The organism is Pseudomonas brassicae (assembly GCF_010671725.1).
GTDB classification, from domain to species: Bacteria; Pseudomonadota; Gammaproteobacteria; order Pseudomonadales; family Pseudomonadaceae; genus Aquipseudomonas; species Aquipseudomonas brassicae.
Window position 1 is genome coordinate 1 of sequence record NZ_JAAHBU010000101.1, and the last position, 14046, is coordinate 14046.

Consider the following 14046-nt stretch of genomic DNA (forward strand, 5'->3'; position numbering starts at 1 on the left):
CTTCTTTTTGGGCGTCACTGTTTCAACGACCTGGCCACGTAACGTGACCTGATACATTGACGTCATACGCTGCTGCCCGTCCAACAGCAGTGATTGAGGTGGCATAGATTTGGACGCGGAGGGTGCGCCCTCAATAAGGCGCGGCTTGAAATCCACGGATCCCCCTGTATCTAGGGTCATAAGAGCACCTACAGGAAAAGCCCGTGAAATCGAAGCTATGAGGCTTTTTATACGGTCTTCGTCCCAAACCCAGCTCCGCTGAAAATCTGGGAGTTGAAGAACACCTTGATGACTATCGGACAGAAGTTTCAACAGGTCGATAGGGTTGGTTTGAAATGTTGAACCCGCCATCGGGGCAATCCTTCGCGAACTGATGTAAGAAAGCCAGCATGCCTTTTTGGTTCGTATCCGCATAGCTCTTCTTGAGCCTGGGTGTATTCAAGATTTCTTTTAAGCGTTCATCGTCTCGCCCGGCCGTAGTGACAGGGCAATTCACCCCCCAGGGGTTTCAACCGACCATGACCCACCTCACTCACTGGTACGCCTGCTATCGAGGAATCAAAATTTCTTCGTCTAATAGGTCCACCACATCCGGTTTGAGAGGATCAATCCAGTCGGCTTTGGCGTGTCCCCAACGGAGCAGTTCGGTTTGCTCCGCCGACAGCTCGTGCCGCTCGGCGCTCTGTTCCAGCTCATTGAGGTACTCACGAATTGCCTGCGCCCGCTGCCAGTTCTGTGCATCACCTTCAAGTTTCGCTAGCCGCTGTTTTTTCAGCGTCTTGCCGGCGTTTGCGTTCCAACGCGATGTCGCGAACTCGCTGGCGCTCGGCGTCTTCAATGGCTTGACGTTCATTGCGGACTAAAAACTCCACCGCCCGGGTAGCCATTAACTCAACCAGTTTATTGAGCTGCAACTCCACAGACCGGCTGTCTGAGTCAACAATTTTCCCTCCGTAACCTTCACTTACCAGGACTTGCAGCCTACCGGATGGGGTGAACTGCCATTTCGCCCAATAGCTCCATTCCCCCTTGGCCTGGGCTGCTAGCTCCTTGGCTGTGGGTACATATGCGGAGCGCAGTGACGCTTCAAACAAACGTAAATGCAGGGCATGGCCAAACATCAGAATCTCAACGCGGTGCTGCCCTTGTTGAACGGTATATCCCCGCTTCTCGAAGGCTCTTAGCAGCGTGTCCGCTACCTTCAGTGCGCGACTCTGTAACGAGGGAGAAACCGAAATATTCAGCCCGTTGCCGCGCGTCTGCGGCATTCCGCGCTGATCAATGATCGGTCGCACCAATGCCTCGCGAGCAGCAGCCACCAACGGATGCCACACCTTGATGCGCTCCGGTACCACAATCTGATTTTCCGGCTGCTGCTCAAAGGTCAGCACGCGCTGAAGTCGGCTGTCAACGACTTCGGCGACCGGATCCTGAGCAGAGGGAGGTGCGGCAGTGCGATACAAATAACCGGGATGGCCGGTGTATTCGCACAGCTTGGGGCGGGTGGACACGCGCTTACCGGCCTTAACCTTGGCCCAATGACCACGCGGCGGCGTGGGGATTTGCAGGCGCGTGCAGAGCTTTTTCAGCCCCACGTCGGACAGGCCATAGCGGGGCGCTAACGCCTGCACTGGCTCGGACCAGACTTCCTCCAGCAGCTTCGCTCGGTCATAGAGTTCCACCATTTAACTCATCCTCGATTATGCGCAGTGCGGTTCGAATCCCCTGTTCCGCGTCCTAAAGCGCATCCAGTCCAACGATCGAGTCCCCCGGATCCCGCGCCAGCGCCCCATGCAACCTCGTGCAGCAGAAGGTGAGCACTGTATAGTGGTAAACCAAAGTGTTGATAAACAGACGTTGACAGTCAGGCATGGCTCACATACCGTGCAGACCATATCAACCGTTTACCAAACAGGACATAACCATGGTCGACGCCATCCAAGCCGCACTGAGCCAACTCACCACCGAGGGCGATCTGATCCACGGCACCGCCGCCTTGGTCGAGAGCATCAAAGCCCACACCCACCTGTCCTATAAAAAAATCGGCGACGCGGCCGGCGTGACCGAACAGGGCGTGCGCCGCTGGCGCGAAAACAACTCGGGCCAAGCGTCGCGGGTCCAAGCCCTGGTGAACTTTGCCCAGACCCTCCTCACTGCACCGGCAGGGGCTGCCGTGCGGCCCGCAGGCAACGCCGCCGATGCCTTGCGTGCGGTCACTCCGCTGGCAGTCCAGACCTGCATCAAAGAAGGACTGGAAGCACTGTTGGGCATCGGCCTCAGCACCTGCACTATCGTAAAGCTTGAGACTAACAACGGTAAAGTCACCATCGAGTTGGCGCTGGAATAATCCTCGACCCCACCAGCCCCTACTGTTCAATTGAAGGCGACGGCGATGGCGTCCTACCGCCCCGTAGAGCGCCTCACGTTACGCCCCTAAAAGGAATGCACCATGGCTCGTACCTTGCTGGATGTCCAACTCGCCCGCCTGCTGTACCCGCTGCTGATCGAACTCGCCACCGCTCGCCAAACCCTGACCTACAAACAACTGATCGAGCGCGCCCAGGGGCGCTACCCGGAAGATCAACGGGTGGCCAACCTGATTCCGGTGCGCATGGGGCGCATCCTGTGGGTGATCTACGACTTTGTGGTCGCGCGCGAACTGCCGCGTTTGACCCTGATCATCGTCAGCGCGGGGATCAGTACCCCGGCAGCGCCATGTGGCAGCACGATTGCCTCGCCGAACAACAACGCTGCTTTGCGTTCGATTGGTCCACGGTCGATCAGGCCTTTGACCTGTACGGCCAGCACAGTGAAAAAGCGGTCACGCCCCTGCGGCGTGTCCCCCGTGAGCAAGCGAAACAGCTGATGGCCGCCCACTACCACGATCCGGCGAATGTTTACCCGAGCGGCATTCGCGCTCTGCGCGAAGCCATTATCGAAAACATCATGAACGGCCTGTCGGTGGCGGAGGCGTTTGACATCGAAGCGCAGCTGCTGGCGCCGTCAGCGCACGCATAACCACACTGGTTCACCGTTTAACTAGCCGACCCAACGCTTGCTTACCCACTCTCAATAAGGAACTCTGCGATGAACTGTTTCCAGTGGAATATCGACACCCTCGCTTCGCTGGGTCGTATTTTTTTGCACGAGGTGAAGACGAAACTGCGATGCATTGACGGGGCAACCGTGCAATTCGGGAAAATGGGGCAGGGCATACACCCCAATTATCAAGTGTGTTTTCCCAATGGCACCGTGAACACCTATCGCGGAGCCAATCACACCCCCTTTTTGCCGCCTGGTGCTTTTAAGCCGGGACACATCTCCCAGCCGTTTTTCGTAGCGGACCTTCAGCGTGCCTTCGACGCCGCCGTCGCTGCCCGCTAGAGGAGCCAAACCGCTGCGCTGCCTCATCACGAGACTCCGCAGCGGTCGCTTTGTCCCCCTTCGTGGCAGGGGCCTAGGACGACCAACCAGGCACTCGCGCGCCGGCCGGGGTTTCTGCCATCAGCTCATCCAGTGTCAGCTGCTTGCGTACCGACCTGAGCACCAAGGTGTCTTGCTCGAACACGGCGCAGTGCATGGCTGAACCGGCCACCAGGTTGTTTTGCAACACAAACGCATTTGGCACGGTAAAAACCAGCGCCCCGTGCCAACGACGAAGAACAACTGTGCTCATGATTTAATCCTCAACTGGGGTGAACGCCGTCAGGCGCCATTCCATCCGATTCCTTCAGGTTCACTCGCCGCAACCACTCAAGGCGAGGCAGGCGCAACACGACATCACCGACTTCAGCTTAAAACCCCGTGCTCAATTTGCCCCACCAACGTGAGTAACGCCTGTCGCTCCACCTGAGTGCCGAGCATGTCGTTTGCGCAGCGGCCACCGAGGCCATACATCGGCTTGCCCATCCATGCCTGAGCTTGAGCCACATCGCCTTCAAATAGGGCGTAGACGCACGTGAGGACTCCAACCAATTGAAAGAGCTGATCACTTTCACCGGGCGTAAACCGTCCCGATTGACGTCGACGTCGCAGCGTTGAAGCGGGTATCGCCAGTCGCTCGCGTAGCTGCTTCGGCGTCAGCTGGAACTCATGGCCCACACGCTCAAGGATGCAGAAGGGGAAACCCGCTCGAATCAGGGTCAGCAGTGCATCACCTTGTGCAGGGATTCCCAAGCGTACCCAGCCTGCTTCCTCGGCACAGCCGTCTACGATCCAATAGCGCATGTTGACCCCCTGCCTGGATAGACCGCGTCAATGTAGGCAGTAACGCGAGCCGAGCCTCGCGGCCGTTTTGAACAAAGCGAGCAAATGCTCCAACGATTGTCGCCCGCCATGCGAGTGAAAGCTCACCACCAAAAAGCATTCGTGTTCACAGGTTTCGATTAGGTACCGGCGTGTGTACTCCACGACCTGAGTGATCGGCTCGGACAGGATCAAGGTCCCGTCGGGATAGGTAGGGCTTTTATACACCCGTCCGACCACGCAATAGCTGCTGATGTAAGCGTCCAGCACGTACCCCGTAATGAACGCTCCGGGGTAGTTCTCCAGCAGGGCGGTGAGCAGCAGGCTTTTTTTATGCGGCGTCAATTTACGCAACCCGTTCATGCTGTTCCCTGACCTGATGATCGACCTGTCACGGCGCGGCGCACTACCCTCAAGGCGGCTTCCCACCGCCGATCAGCCATACACGGCGATACTGGCGTGGGAGCGGCCTTGAACCGTCAATCCCTCGGCCCTCAATGACGGTGGCGAGCGGTCGGATGAAACCCCCTCTGCAAGATCTCGATAAACACGCCCAATGATCGACGGCCACCCGCTGCGGCAAAACTGGCAATCACATAACGGCTGCCACTTTCCGTTTCACAAATCCAATGGCGTCGGCATTCTTCGAGGCGGAAAATATCGGAGGTGCGAATGGTATGCCCATCTTGAAACCAGCCATCGGCCCTCGCTCTGACATGACCGTATACCTGCCCTACACAGCAACACGCGACAATCCGCGCATTGACGATGTAACCCGTGACCGGCCCCTCGAATTCAGTGCGCGTAGCGCGTGCCAACTGGCGTAAGGCATAACGACTGGCGGTGAACATTGCTTGCCTCCTGAACTAGCGGTTTAACCCAGGCCTCAGCGATCAGAGGGTGAGTGGTGTTGTGCAACCCGCTCCACATTACGCAAACCATCGCGCTACGCTGACCCGGTACAAGCACTGGGTTGTGCACGTTTGCTGGACTGCGCAGCGATTACAAGGTCGTCGATGCGAAGCAACATGCCACGGCGAGTTCCCTGACCCGTTCTGGGGGCCAGCGCAGGCTGAACCCCTACGGGCTTCAATCGATTCAACAGCCAGATCGACCGGGTGTTGGTTCGGCGGGCAAGATCGGCGAGCACCGCGAACTCCGACGTGAACTTCAACAGATCAGCCAGGGGAATCACCCAATGCGGTTTGCCGTTGACTGACTCTTGGCGAGCGGCCAGAAGGCCGCTCTCAATCCATTCCTTGATCGACTCATGCTTCCAACCTTGCATCCGTGCGAGCTGGGTGATGCTCAACACCATTTCTGGCTGTTCATCGTCAAAACACGCTTTGAGTTCGGCCAGGTCGAAGCGAAGTCCAGAGATGCCCGGTACTCCAGCGATGACCGCCACAGGGAGGATTTCTTGGTGCAGTATTTTTTGCAGGACTAGGCAAATAGCCCTGTCCGGGATACCTCGTCGGATCGAAATATCTTGGAGTCCAGTCCACGTCGACTTATCCACATCTCTGTGCTGAATACCCTGATGAAGGCGAACCACCAGCGCCTCGACATCCGCCGCCAGAAATTCTGCGGAGACCAGTGGCGGACGTTGAGACTTGGTTTTTCTATCCAAGGCTCCAGATTGCATGAGCCGTTCAAAAACCAGCTTGCTGACACCCAGCCAACGACGAACTTCCGTGGTGGTCAGAAACCGCAGGCGGTCTTGACGGACCTTTTCAACCACGTCGCGGTGAATCGACACGAATCGATTCTTGCCTTTAACGGTCACTTTGCCCTTGATCTCGCCTGTGGTGACGGCAGATCGAACCAGCTCCGAGCCTATGCCGATCAGGCGTCCAGCTTCTTCCGAAGACAGCCAGCACTTGTCCTGTAGGTGCTGGGGATCGATGGTGCTGATTCTCAGGTTAAGGTGCCCGTCAAAATTGAGCGACAGGTGCTGGACCAACGCTTGCCGTAGGCAGTCATACGCAGGATCGGTATAGCGCTGATGCAGCTCGCGGTACCAACCGCCCAAGCGCTTGGCCAGACCGGGTCCTTCGGTACTGGTCAAGCGAGCGCCCAGGGCCTCATCAAAGCGCGTCGGCCATGACCACAGGAGGCCAAAGCCGGTTTGCGCCGATACGATCAATGCACCGACCGACGCTTTGCCACGCGAGGATTTGTTCTCGCGGGAGCCCTCGGACTTGACCGTAAAATGCTTGCCGAGCAGATAGAGGAGGTCGACTACATTGGCGGGCGGTGAGCCCGTGCGCCATGCCGGTGGTAGCGAGTGCCGTGCCGGGTGCTCAATGCCCAGCAGGAAGGCTGACAGCGCCAGCGACTCCTCACTGGCCGCGACGGCTGGGCCCAGGGCGTAGGCCTGACCACACGCACAGCGATCAAGCGGACTGTCAGCATTGATGCCTTGGCCACAGGCCACGCAACTGGCCACAAGTTGGATGTTGTGACGTGGGCAAGCGGTCACCAGTACATGACTCCACCCGAGGCGTTGATAAGGCTTGTCCGCCATACACTGCGGACAGACTTTGTCGCCATTGCGACACTGGTATTTCGGCCGGAGGATTACGTTCTCGCTGTCTGGATCCAGCTGGCGAGAGGCTAAGTCCACGACGTCGACATGCAGCATATCCGCCAGTCGTGCGAGTTCAGCCTCGTTGAAGGTCAACCGGAACTTCATCCCGAAGCTGGCCAAGAGCGACTTAACCCCTGGCGCCCAATTATGCTCACTCACACGCCTCAGGAAGCCATGCAGCGACTCGTCAGAATGCGGTTGAAGGCGAACGATCAAACTCATGACTTCACTCCTTGAAGTACGCCTTTAGGCATGGCCATGTGAGACTCGATCAGCATCTTGGCGAAGCCCTGTCCGAGGAGGCTTTCTACAGGCGGGTTGCCTTCAAAGGGGTTGAACTCAAGAAACCGGGTATTCACCGCTTCGGCATAGGCGCGAACCAGGGTCTTCAGAGTGATGCAGTGATCTTTGGCCAAGTGCTCCGCAGCGTGAAACAACTTCACCAACATGCCAATCCGACCGAGGCAGGCCGCATACACACGTTTGGCATAGTCCAGATCCCTGGCATCGGGCACGCTCCAGCCTGCGTCGATAAAGGCTTCGCTCAGCGACAACAGAGCACCACGAAATGCCAGTTGCTCTTTGTTATCGTTCCAGTTGTAAGGCCGAAATTCGAACACGGCTTCAGCGCGGTCGCGCAATTGTTCATTACGCGTCAAAACCTCGTTTGCCAGAGGCAATCCGGTGAGTACCAAAGTCAGGTTCATTTCTTCGCCCAGCACCTTCAACCAGTCCGCCGCTTCCCGGGCGGCGGTGCGAGAACCACGCTCGGCAAAATGCTGCATTTCGTCGAAGACCAGGACTCTCGTCTGGGTGATTTTGATCAGCTCACAGGCCATCCGGGTCAGCTCCTCCGAGCTGGAACGGCTGTAGCGGGGGGAACCCAGGCCCTCCAGCAAGGCGATAGGCAACGAGCGACGGGTCGGATTAACCGGCGTCACCACCCGCACGATCGGCATCTGCCGAATCCCGCCAACAACCTTTGGTGGATGGTCTGCCAACACTGTTTTGACCAATTCACTCTTACCGACCCGAGTCGGGCCGAAGATCGGCAGAATCAACGATTCACCGCCCAGGCCGCGCCTGACCGTCGACTCCAAACGGTCCAATGCCTGACTGAAGGTGGCGTGCTCGATCAACTCGTACTTCACCAGCGCATTCATTCGGCGTCTCCTTGGCCTGATTTCTTACGGCGCGGCGCAGCCGTGAGCGTGGCCACCGATGACGGTGTTTCAGTGATCGCCTCAACAACTGGCCGGGGCGGTTCTTGACGCTGCGCCTCAAGCCGCTTTTCTTCGCGCTCCAGACTTCGGGCAGCGCGATTCTGATCCTTCATGCGCCCCCCAGCTGCCCGTTCACGTATTCCCCGGAGCATTTGCATATGCTCGATCTGATAGTTCTCGCCCGACAGTTCGGCATCGGACTTCCTAAGCGCACGGCGGATCTTTCGAGCCTCTTCAAAGCTAATTAGAGGCATGCTTGTTAGGCGGTTGTGGGCTTCGATCAATACGCCAGCATCGCTGGGGTCGACCACAAAAACCGAGCGGCAGTCGAGCGGATTGAATCGCACCTTGACCTTGGTTTTTTGCCCCCTGCGTTGGTACAGCTTGCTCAATTCAAGGCTGTTGTACGTCATGGTTTGGTAACAGACACCCTCTCGGCTCAGCGTCAGTTCATCCACGTTGTAGCGCAAGCAAGCATTCCTAAACTCTTCAGGATCCGGTGGTGGTATCAGGACGTAGCGTTGTTTCAACAACTCCATGGCCCGTGCCGGCGAGCAGCCCGGTTCAAAGCGGTACTCCAGACGTTGAGAAGGCGTCTGCATATACACGTCGGCGACCCACTTGATGATCAAGGCCTCCAACTCCTGGACGGTATACAAGCGCTCCTTCATCGCACGGCCAAGCGGATCACGCTCGAATTTCGACTGGGACTTGGTGGAGCCTGGCAGCGTATTGATCAGGCCGGATTTCAGCGTGCCGAAGAACCGCTCAATGAAGGGCTTGGCTTGGGGCTTGCCAGCCATCGGATAGTCGATGGTGGTGTTCAAGTAGCGCAGTGCGTTCAACACCAGACCGCCGTGATGCTCTTGCGCATTGTCGAGCACCATCGTCTCGATCGCCGCCGGAACCAACCACGGGTGATTCAGGCCGTAGCGCTCGCTGAATGCCTCGCCTTTAGGCGAAAAGCAAAACTCCAACGCCGACAGTACAAAGTCCTGCGAGGGTTTCGCGATGCAACATTTCACCATGACTACCCCACCGGAGGCCACGTCGATACCCACATAACAGTTAGCCCTGCCAATCAGCTTGCCATGAACATCGCAGCAAAAAATGTCCAGGGGCGTAGCATCGACTTCCACCCGTTCGTAGGGGCGTTCCACCAACAACTTGCGGATGGCCGCTCGCATCTCTTGATCAAGTGTGGCTTTCGAAACGCGGCCAGGGGCAATAAGCGTCTGCTCCAACTCACGAATACGACGAGAAACACTGCGGCGCGAAATCCCACGAAATCGAGTATTGCGTTGGGCTGCGCGCGCCCGACATTGATCATTCACCAACTTGGTGATCTGGGTGACGTTGAACTTGTCGGTGTGAAAATACGACCGCATGATTTCATCGACCACGGTTTCTTCGAAATCCAGATCATCCGGGGTCTGCATCCGACGTTTGTTACCACGGGCACTGAAACGGGGTGCCAGTTGGTCCGTTGAACCAGCAAGCGTGGACGATTTGCGCCAGCGCTGAATCGTCCGTATGGAGGGTAGGGGCAGGTTCTGCTCGACACAGTGGGCTTGAAGACGCTCAATCGTTGCCGTCCAAGAACAGCCATCACGACGCGCCTCTTTAATGTATTCGAGCAGCTCTAGTCGTTGGTCGAGCCCACCGCGCTCCGTCTGCGTTAGGTTGCGCACCGGCATGGGCTGGACAGCGGATACTGTTGGACCGTAGCTGCGGCGATACTGACCCTGTGCGAACCGCTGCTGAAAATCGTCGATTCTCAACACGAACTCTTCGCCTAGCGACCCTTGCAAAACGATCTGGGAAATTTCGGGGCGAATGGACACCACCCGGCGCACTTGGTCGCGCTCCAAGATGATGCTATCGACCGCCAGCGCGCGACTCATGGGCGCACCTGCAAAAGCTGAAAGTGCGACAGATCGCCATAGGCCGCGTGAACCTCGCTGGTGGGCGAGAAGAGCGATTTGGAAAAGTCGGCGCTCAACAGGCCCGCCAGAAGGCCCGCAAGCACGCCGACGCGGCCAGACGTCAAGCGCAGGGCAAGCTCCTCAACCGACCAGCAGGTTGCGGAGTTGAGCAGGGCGCTGATCTCTCTCTCCGCTGTGGCACGAAGTGGCTCAAGATAGCCCGCTCGGAGCAAGTGCAGGCTAGGCAGCGCCTGCATGACCGTAGGAGAAACGGTGGTGTCCAACACGAGCATGAAGCCAATACCGTACGAATTCAGGCAGTTCTCGATCGCCTCACGCTTAGCTTCGAACGCTTCGAGGAATCGAGAGTGCTTGGCTTCAATGGCCAATACGCTTCCATCATCAGCCGACACAGGAAATCGGGGGTGTAGAAGCGCGGTTTGACGCCTGGCCGTGGGCGATAATGCTGGCGAGAAGGCAGTACGGTGTTGCTCTGCATTTCGAGCGTGAAGGGTTGCGCGGCAAGTTCGGTTACACGTGGATCAATATCCAGCATCAGGCCAATGTCGCGTTCAAGCGCGCTCTCAACGCGCAAATCGCCACCCTTACTCTTCATGGACTTGAGCACAAGTGCACGTCGGCCGCGCCGAACTCTGCGGGCAACATCTCTGGCGAAAGTTGGACTATCGGTATCTCGGATCATGCGGGTGCTCCTACGATGCACAAAGTGTTAATCGCCGTAGGAGAAAGTCAAATGACTTAATATCTAAGTAACTATAAAATTTGAATACTGTAATACATACAAAAACAATCAAACACAATTTTTATAGGCATTTCAACTGATTGAAAAAATCCTTAAATATCAATGCAATATAATAAAACCAAAAACCCTAAAAACTTTAAGACCAGCGGTCATGCGTCCGCTGATATAAAACTCGGCACTTCGCAAAAATGCCCTGAATAACAGCGTTAGAGAGGGCGCCATTCAAGTCGGGAAAGGCACCTACACCCAACTGGAAAGCACTAGCCGATCCTTCCCCAATGGCGAGAAGTGTAACCATTCCATAAAAAGTAGTCAATACTTTTTGACTAGCAAGACGATTGCGACTAGCCTTGTACGTCTATTCTCTCTACACGCATGTGACGTCTATGAGCCGGGACGAGCAAATTTTCAACGCATTAGTCGGCGTCGCTACGGCGTTCCCTGCGGCCGACGCGACCCTACTGGCTCTGCAAATCACGGCATGGGCGCGTTTGTCGCGGCTCGGTGAATTGCCGGCCGATCTCACCTTACCCAGTCAACGTGAGCTGTCCCCGAACGCGCAAGCAGCCAACTTCAGGCGTGTGCAACCGTTGATTTCCCCGCAACTGGGTCACCCGCTTGCGAAGACCGAACCCACGCCCTCACAGCCCCTGCCGCTGCTGATCGAACAGGCCATCCGGCTGGAGGAGCAAGGGCAGCTGCGCGAGTGGAATGCGGATGATGTCCTGTACTGGTCGTCCGATCGGAACTTGGCACACAGCGCTTACGACCCCAGTCTGGCCACGTTCCTGGTTTCACTCGCGACCTCTGACTCACCGGCCCAGGTCTACCTGCCGTGGGAAAATTCTGGCCAACTGGCGGCGCGCTGTAGCCGCAAAAACATTGATTGCTGGACGGAATCCTCCGCTCCAGTGGCGGCAGAACTGGTGCTGGCGCAATTAAATGGTGCGCGTGCTGATGTTCACCGGAACGACCCGGTGTTAATGCCCACCTTGACCGAGCAGGGCCAACTCAAACGTTTTCCGGTCAGCTTAAGCATCCTTGAACACGGACGGCGCTATGACCCCAAGGATGTGGAACATGATCCTCACGAGCGTTTTCCGGAAAAGACGCAGTCGAGCATGGTGTTGAACCTGCGGCATCTCCTCGCGCAGACCAGTGGCAAAATCATTGCCGTCGTTCCCAACAGTGCACTGTTCAATGCTGGCGCTGAACGGCTGCTTCGAGCCGATTTGCTTCAGAAGCGCATGATCCACTCGGTCATTTCCCTGCCGGGCGGGTTGTTTGCCGGATCTCCTGCCGCCGCTTCAGTGCTGATTCTCGATACCGTGACACCGTCCGACACCATTCGATTCGTGAAAGTAACGGATGAGTTCGCGGCCAGCGCGCCTAAAAAACGCACCGCGCTGGTCAGACTGCCGCAACTGCTGCGGACCGTGCGGGATCGCGATAACAATGCCATGGCGGTGAAAGTGGACGTCCAGGCGATACTTCGGGACGAATGCAACCTGGAAGTTAGTCGCTATGTGCTTGACGACCAGACGCACAAACTGGACGTCCTGCTGGCCACGCAACCCACGACCAAATTGCTCGATCACTTCGACATCGTTCGCGCCCGCCAGTACGCAACGACGGCACAAGGGGTGCCGGTAAAAGAAATCCAAGCGGCAGACCTCCCCGACTACGGCCACGTGCAGGGCGCTAGCAAAGACTCATTGTTCGATCTCAGTACACCGAAAGCCCTGAGCTATTTTGTCGAGCGGGACGACGTATTGATCTGCATAAAGGGGGCAGTGGGGAAGGTCGGCCTCGTGAAGTCGGCACCAGGCAGCGGGACCGGAGGCTGGGTCGCCGGTCAGTCACTGGCCATTTTGCGCGCGCGCTCCCCGGGACAGTACGATCCTGGCGCGCTGATGGTGTACTTACGCTCGCCCATGGGACAAGCCCAACTCAGCCGATTGGTCGTGGGTAGCAGCACGCCCACCCTTCAGGGTTCGGCGCTTAAAGAACTGGAAATCCCGATGCTGAACATCGTGCAACAGGGCATGGCCAGCGAAGCACTGGAGGAAGAGGCGGCCGTGCAATGGGAGATTGACCGCTTGCGTCAGAAGCAATCACGGATTGCTGCGGCGCTGTGGACACTGTGAGCGGTCGCGCGGGACTCGAACGGGTTAACAGCGGCCCAGGAGTCATTGCTCAAACTCCATCATTATCGTCAGCTGCTTCGCGGTGGGCCGAGGAGCAGAGGCAAGGCACGGACATTGCTCCACCCTAGGGCCGCTTCGGCGCGCCAGCGGGCGGCGCGGAATTAGCCGTTATGGAGAATAGGCTCCCACCATCTAGAGAGTACTGGAACTCACTTGCACCAAGGGTAGGAGACCAGAAAGAAGTCTTGCGCTATACCCCCCCAAGATCAGGTTTCCCCGAAAATGGTTAGGGTAGCCATCAGCATCCGTACCAAAGAACCAGACCTGTAGGCAACTCCAGAGTTGGCCTAGGTTACTGAAAGAAGCGGAATAGGGCTTGAAAGCGCCAGAAGCAATATGACATCACTCAGTGTGTTAGATTCTTAGCATTCAGCTAAAGGATCAGCCTGATGTTCCGCGCCTCTTCACTCGTGTCTCCCATACAGTTCGCCCCTTTTTCCGGCGTAAGAAGCTACTGGGCCACGCATTTTCTGGCCATGCTCCAATGCCTTCGATTTCACAAAGCGCTGACCTTCCCTGGAAGTTTATTTGACCGAAGGACTCAAGGTAACTGGAGTCTGTCTGACCTTCGAGGTACTGCACCTGCTCACTTCTTCAATCAGATCGACCAGCAGATGCAGAACTTCGGCTTCCAATACTGCTTAGCGACTCTGCTTAACAGTCCTGAAGCACGCCCACTGGCGCTAGACCTGATCCAAAAAATTGAAGAAATCTGGAATATTCGCTTCTCTACAGCACTGAACCAATACAGCTTCAGAATTTCTGGCAACGACTCTGAGCTAAGCGCAGATTTGAGTAGTTACTTTTCGCATATTTTCCCCCCAATGCGTGGTGAAAACGGCCCCAATTCTCGCCGATGTGATTGCGAACTCAGATCTGTGTCTAGTGCTACAAAATAGCGAGACAGGTCAGAAAGTCGGAATATTTGGCGAAGTGGAGGGCTTACATGGACGGAGAATCTGGACAAAACGGATTTTGGAGCCGAAAGTCAGACTACTGCATATTTGGTATAGGAATTCTGAACGGCCAAGACAGAGGCGTGTATTTGAACGTAGAAGAGTATGGTGTTGGCCCAAGAGTTTTGGTCACTTTC

16 protein-coding genes are annotated in these 14046 nt (G+C 56.7%); 6 read left to right on the forward strand and 10 right to left on the reverse strand.

The annotated features are described in order from the left end of the window. Positions 1 to 351 (reverse strand): DUF262 domain-containing protein (locus G3436_RS08675; RefSeq protein ID WP_163943642.1); only part of this gene is annotated, 351 nt, incomplete at its 3' end. 395 nt (positions 352 to 746) lie between these two features. Next, positions 747 to 1685 (reverse strand): hypothetical protein, encoded by a 939-nt coding sequence (locus G3436_RS27450; RefSeq protein ID WP_243667067.1) that lies wholly within the window; start codon positions 1683 to 1685, stop codon positions 747 to 749. Positions 1686 to 1924: 239 nt separating this feature from the next. Between G3436_RS27450 and G3436_RS08685 the strand changes: the two genes are divergently transcribed. From G3436_RS08685 to G3436_RS08700, 4 genes are all read left to right on the forward strand, one after another. Continuing rightward, complete coding sequence (locus G3436_RS08685; RefSeq protein ID WP_163943645.1) at positions 1925 to 2347, forward strand: hypothetical protein; 423 nt, start codon at positions 1925 to 1927, stop codon at positions 2345 to 2347. A 102-nt stretch (positions 2348 to 2449) separates the two neighbouring features. After that, a complete protein-coding gene (locus G3436_RS08690) occupies positions 2450 to 2866 on the forward strand; it encodes a hypothetical protein (RefSeq protein WP_163943648.1) in 417 nt (138 codons plus the stop codon). Beyond that, the gene (locus G3436_RS08695; protein ID WP_163943651.1) at positions 2866 to 3018 is read left to right on the forward strand and encodes a hypothetical protein; all 153 of its coding nucleotides are present in this window, start codon (positions 2866 to 2868) and stop codon (positions 3016 to 3018) included. The genes G3436_RS08690 and G3436_RS08695 overlap by 1 nt, the downstream gene beginning before the upstream one ends. 69 nt (positions 3019 to 3087) lie before the next feature. Further along, complete coding sequence (locus G3436_RS08700; RefSeq protein ID WP_160106025.1) at positions 3088 to 3384, forward strand: hypothetical protein; 297 nt, start codon at positions 3088 to 3090, stop codon at positions 3382 to 3384. Between the two features lie 73 nt (positions 3385 to 3457). Here G3436_RS08700 and G3436_RS08705 read toward each other — a convergent pair whose 3' ends face one another. The 8 genes from G3436_RS08705 to G3436_RS27455 form a co-directional block, all read right to left on the reverse strand. After that, positions 3458 to 3676, reverse strand: a complete 219-nt coding sequence (locus G3436_RS08705) for an AbrB/MazE/SpoVT family DNA-binding domain-containing protein (RefSeq protein ID WP_163943654.1) — start codon at positions 3674 to 3676, stop codon at positions 3458 to 3460. 113 nt (positions 3677 to 3789) lie between these two features. Beyond that, positions 3790 to 4227, reverse strand: a complete 438-nt coding sequence (locus tag G3436_RS08710) for an antitoxin Xre-like helix-turn-helix domain-containing protein (RefSeq protein WP_163943657.1) — start codon at positions 4225 to 4227, stop codon at positions 3790 to 3792. A 27-nt stretch (positions 4228 to 4254) separates the two neighbouring features. Beyond that, a complete protein-coding gene (locus G3436_RS08715) occupies positions 4255 to 4608 on the reverse strand; it encodes a hypothetical protein (protein WP_163943660.1) in 354 nt (117 codons plus the stop codon). 131 nt (positions 4609 to 4739) lie between these two features. Then, on the reverse strand, positions 4740 to 5096 hold the full coding sequence (locus tag G3436_RS08720; RefSeq protein ID WP_163943663.1) for a hypothetical protein: 357 nt from the start codon (positions 5094 to 5096) through the stop codon (positions 4740 to 4742). A gap of 95 nt (positions 5097 to 5191) precedes the next feature. Continuing rightward, positions 5192 to 7057: a TniQ family protein gene (locus G3436_RS08725; protein WP_163943666.1), complete on the reverse strand. Its 1866-nt coding sequence runs from the start codon at positions 7055 to 7057 to the stop codon at positions 5192 to 5194. Continuing rightward, positions 7054 to 7998, reverse strand: a complete 945-nt coding sequence (locus G3436_RS08730) for a TniB family NTP-binding protein (RefSeq protein ID WP_163943669.1) — start codon at positions 7996 to 7998, stop codon at positions 7054 to 7056. The genes G3436_RS08725 and G3436_RS08730 overlap by 4 nt, the downstream gene beginning before the upstream one ends. Then, positions 7995 to 9962: a Mu transposase C-terminal domain-containing protein gene (locus tag G3436_RS08735; protein ID WP_163943672.1), complete on the reverse strand. Its 1968-nt coding sequence runs from the start codon at positions 9960 to 9962 to the stop codon at positions 7995 to 7997. The genes G3436_RS08730 and G3436_RS08735 overlap by 4 nt, the downstream gene beginning before the upstream one ends. Beyond that, entirely contained in the window at positions 9959 to 10372 is a 414-nt protein-coding gene (locus G3436_RS27455) for a hypothetical protein (protein ID WP_243667068.1), read from the reverse strand. Before G3436_RS27455 ends, G3436_RS08735 begins: the two co-directional genes overlap by 4 nt. A gap of 760 nt (positions 10373 to 11132) precedes the next feature. Here G3436_RS27455 and G3436_RS08745 point away from each other — a divergent pair. Beyond that, positions 11133 to 12893 carry an N-6 DNA methylase gene (locus G3436_RS08745; RefSeq protein ID WP_163943675.1) on the forward strand — a complete coding sequence of 587 codons (1761 nt, stop codon included), beginning with the start codon at positions 11133 to 11135 and terminating at the stop codon, positions 12891 to 12893. 449 nt (positions 12894 to 13342) lie between these two features. Continuing rightward, complete coding sequence (locus G3436_RS08750) at positions 13343 to 13852, forward strand: hypothetical protein (protein WP_163943678.1); 510 nt, start codon at positions 13343 to 13345, stop codon at positions 13850 to 13852. Positions 13853 to 14046: the final 194 nt, after the last annotated feature.